Below are 3,519 nucleotides of genomic sequence, written 5' to 3' on the forward strand. Positions count from 1 at the left end.
GCGGCGGCGGCGAGCGTTGCCGGCGAGGCGCCGTTCACCGAGGCGAGGCTGGCGTCGCTGCGCGCGGCGAACAAGCCGGTGTTCGCCTATTTCACCGCCGACTGGTGCTTCACCTGCAAGGTCAACGAGCGCGTCGCGATCGAGCCCGCGCGCGGCAGCCTGGCGCGCAAGGGCGTGGCGGTGCTGGTCGGCGACTGGACCAACGGCGACGCGGCGCTGGGGCGGTTCATTGAGGCGCACAACCGCGCGGGCGTGCCGCTGTACCTCTATTACGCGCCGGGCGCCGCCGAGCCGCGCGTGCTGCCGCAGGTGCTGACGCCGGGGTTGCTCGCGGGGTTGTCGTCATCCTGAACTTGTTTGGGGATCCATGCGCGACCTTCATGCTTGGCGAAGCATCTGGAGCGGAGGGTCCCCGCGTGGATGCTGAAACAAGTTCAGCATGACGGTAAGCGGGAACCACTAACCCAATTGAGTCTTGAACGGTTCGATGGCGCAACGACCCGCGTTCGATGAGATCCTCGGCCATGAGGGCCGGGCGCGGCCCGAGCTGGCGGCGCTTGGCGCTTGGCTCGACGCGACGCCGGGCGATGAGCTGGCGCGGCGTCAGGCGGCGGCGGAGGCGACGTTCCGGCAGCTCGGCATCACCTTCGCCGTCTATGGCGACGGCGACGCGGCCGAGCGGATCATTCCGTTCGACATCGTGCCGCGCGTGTTCCTGCCCGCCGAATGGGCGCGGCTGTCGGCTGGGCTGGTCCAGCGCGTCGAGGCGATCAACGCCTTTCTCGACGACATCTACGGCGCCCAGCGCATCCTCAAGGACGGGGTGCTGCCCCCCGATCTTGTGCTGGGCAACCCGCAGTTCCGCGCGGAGGTGTTCGGGGTGCGGCCGCCTCATGGGGTGCGCGCGCATATCTGCGGGATCGACCTGGTGCGCACCGGCCCCGACCAGTTCTATGTGCTGGAGGATAATGCCCGCACGCCGTCGGGCGTCAGCTACATGCTGGAGAATCGCGAGGCGATGCTGCGGCTGTGCCCCGAGCTGTTCCGGTCGCTGCGCGTCGCGGCGGTGGACAGCTATCCGGACCGGCTGCTCCAGACGATGCAGTCGGTCGCGCCCAAGACCCGCGCGGATGCGCCGGTGTGCGTGGTGCTGACGCCCGGCCACTATAACTCCGCCTATTACGAGCACAGCTTCCTGGCCGATTCGATGGGGATCGAGCTGGTCGAGGCGGCGGACCTGTTCGTCGACGACGATCAGGTCTGGATGCGGACCACCGCCGGGCCGGTGCGCGTCGACGTGATCTATCGCCGCGTCGACGACGATTTCCTCGACCCGCTGGTGTTCAAGCCCGATTCGATGTTGGGGGTGCCCGGCCTGATCGCCGCTTATCGCGCCGGCACCGTCGCGATCATGAACGCGCCGGGCAACGGCATCGCCGACGACAAGGCGATCTATAGCTACATGCCCGAGATCGTCCGTTACTATTCGGGCGGCGAGGCGATGCTGCCCAATGTCGAGACGTGGCGCTGCCGCGAGCCCGCGGCGCTGGCCCATGTGCTCGACCGGTTGCCCGAGCTGGTGGTTAAGCTGGTCGACGGGTCGGGCGGCTATGGCATGCTGGTCGGGCCGACCTCCAGCCAGGCCGAGATCGCGGACTTTCGCGCGGCGCTGGAAGCGGAGCCCTGGCGCTACATCGCGCAGCCGACGCTGGCGCTGTCCACCGTTCCGACGCTCGCCGACGCGGGCGTCGCGCCGCGCCATGTCGATTTCCGCCCGTTCGTGCTGACCGGCGCCAACGGCGTTCAGGTGGTTCCCGGCGGCCTCACCCGCGTCGCGCTGCGCGACGGGTCGCTGGTGGTGAACTCCAGCCAGGGCGGCGGGACGAAGGACAGCTTCGTGCTGCTGGAGGAGCCGGGGCAGGGGCAGACGCAGCGCATGGGCGGCATGACGCAGACGCAGGTGTCCGGCTGATGCTGTCGCGCACCGCCTCCTCGCTATACTGGCTCGGCCGCTATGTGGAGCGGGCGGACTTCGTCGCGCGGCTGGTGGAGGCGACGGCGAGGCTCGACACGCTGTCGTCGCGGCCGGCGGGCGAGGCGGCGTGGCGCTCGGCGCTGGCGGTGACCGACAATAGCGAGGCCTTCGCCGCGACCGGCGCGGCGGCGGGTCAGGTGGAGGTCGCCTGCTTCCTCACCACCGACACCGGCCACGCCGGCTCCATCGTGCGCTGCGTCGAGATGGCACGGCTCAACGCGCGCGCGGTGCGTACCGCGCTGACGCGCGAGGCCTGGACCGCGACCAACCGCGCCTGGCTCGCCTTCGACGGCAGCGCGTCGCGCTGCGACCTGACCGACACGCTGCGGCTGGCGGACGCGGTGCAGGCGGAGACGCGGGGCTTCGAGGGCGCGGTGCTGCGCATGCTGCGCAACCAGACCGCCTGGTTCATCCGGCTGGGCCAGGCGGTGGAGCGCGCCGACAACACCGCGCGGCTGCTCGACGTCAAATACCATCTGCTGCTGCCCGAGGGCGAGCCGGTCGGCGGGGTGGTCGATCGCGACCAATGGACCACCATCCTTCAGACCGTGTCGGCGGTGACCGCCTATCGCTGGCTGTATTCGGACGGGCTGACGATCGCCAACGTCATCGACCTGCTGCTCGCGCGCCCGGAAATGCCGCGCTCGCTGCGCGCGTCGGTGGACGAGACGGTGGAGGTGCTGGGCCTGCTCGCGCGCCACACCGGCTCGCACGGCGAGGCAGACCGCATGGCGCGGCTGCGCGCGCAACGCATGGAGCGCACGCGCACCGGCGAGGTGATCGTGTCGGGGCTGCACGAGTTCCTGCGCGCGTTCCAGCGCGAGACGGACCAGCTCCACGCCGCGATCGGGCGGCAGTTCACGTTCGGATGAGGCGGCTCCCTCCTGAAATCCTCCCCGGGACGGGGAGGGGGACCGCCGCGCGTAGCGCGGTGGTGGAGGGGGCCTCGCCACAAGCGGTGCACCCGGATCGGGACCCCCTCCGTCACGCGGCTTCGCCGCGCGCCCCCTCCCCGTGCCGGGGAGGAATTGACCGATGAGGATCGCGGTCGATCATCGCACGGCGTTTCGCTTCACCAGCCCGCAGACGCGGCTGGTGCAGTTGTTGCGCGTCACGCCGGCGAACAACCACGATCAGACGGTGGCGCGGTGGACCATCCATGTCGATCGCGACGCGCGCATGCGCGACGGCACCGACGGCTTCGGCAACGTCGTCACCATGCTCTACGCGGATGGGCCGCTCGACGCGATCGCGATCGAGGTGACGGGCGAGGTGGTGACCAGCCATTCGGACGGTGTCCTACATGGCGCGGTCGAGACGTTGCCGCCCGCCTTCTTCCTGCGCGACACCGCGCTGACGCCGCGCGATCCGGGGATCGCCGAGTGGGCACGCGAGGTCGCGGGCGGGCGGGAGCGGCTGGCGGCGCTGCATGCGCTCAACGAGCGGTTGCACATGGCCGGCGCCATCGACGATCGCCGGGGCGT

The 3,519-nt window shown here is 70.6% G+C and carries 4 protein-coding genes; all 4 read left to right on the forward strand.

The annotated features are described in order from the left end of the window. On the forward strand, positions 1 to 351 hold a 351-nt coding region (locus tag HUU95_RS11230; RefSeq protein ID WP_174280191.1), incomplete at its 5' end, for a thioredoxin family protein. A 136-nt stretch (positions 352 to 487) separates the two neighbouring features. After that, positions 488 to 1,972: a circularly permuted type 2 ATP-grasp protein gene (locus HUU95_RS11235; protein WP_174280192.1), complete on the forward strand. Its 1,485-nt coding sequence runs from the start codon at positions 488 to 490 to the stop codon at positions 1,970 to 1,972. Then, positions 1,972 to 2,907 (forward strand): alpha-E domain-containing protein, encoded by a 936-nt coding sequence (locus HUU95_RS11240; RefSeq protein ID WP_174280193.1) that lies wholly within the window; start codon positions 1,972 to 1,974, stop codon positions 2,905 to 2,907. Before HUU95_RS11235 ends, HUU95_RS11240 begins: the two co-directional genes overlap by 1 nt. A gap of 163 nt (positions 2,908 to 3,070) precedes the next feature. Next, positions 3,071 to 3,519: transglutaminase N-terminal domain-containing protein (locus tag HUU95_RS11245; protein ID WP_302480120.1), on the forward strand; the 449-nt coding region annotated here is incomplete at its 3' end.

Source organism: Sphingomonas bacterium, assembly GCF_903643065.1.
Lineage (GTDB): Bacteria > Pseudomonadota > Alphaproteobacteria > Sphingomonadales > Sphingomonadaceae > Sphingomonas.

Bases quoted from the DNA above. Each gene is read 5' to 3' on its own strand.
- HUU95_RS11235 (WP_174280192.1), top strand. From the start codon at position 488: ATGGCGCAACGACCCGCGTTCGATGAGATCCTCGGCCATGAGGGCCGG.
- HUU95_RS11240 (WP_174280193.1), top strand. From the start codon at position 1,972: ATGCTGTCGCGCACCGCCTCCTCGCTATACTGGCTCGGCCGCTATGTG.